At 57.3% G+C, this 250-nt stretch carries 1 pseudogene; it reads right to left on the reverse strand.

Annotated elements, in window-relative coordinates:
* Positions 1–76: 76 nt before the first annotated feature.
* A pseudogene (locus tag ACQ4LH_RS22165) lies at positions 77–250 on the reverse strand (PEP-utilizing enzyme); the annotation flags it as partial.

The raw sequence follows: 250 nt of genomic DNA on the forward strand, positions 1-250 counted from the left end.
TTTTTTTTCAAGCATAAGACTGCATCCGATATCGCTCAGTTCGTCTCGTGTGCTCGGAGATGTTTATAAGAGACAGGGTGAACACCTCACCGTGGTAGCCGTCGACGATCAGCTGAATGCCGTCGATCTTCGAATACGGCARGWCAACCACGGCCACGGCCGTGGGGATGCCCCTGACGCGAGCGAAAATGGCCCCATGGGGGGTGACCCAGCCCTGGCGCTGGCTCCTATAAACATCTGACGCTGCCGG

The organism is Pseudomonas peli (assembly GCF_050563605.1).
In the GTDB taxonomy this organism is placed as follows: Bacteria; Pseudomonadota; Gammaproteobacteria; order Pseudomonadales; family Pseudomonadaceae; genus Aquipseudomonas; species Aquipseudomonas peli_A.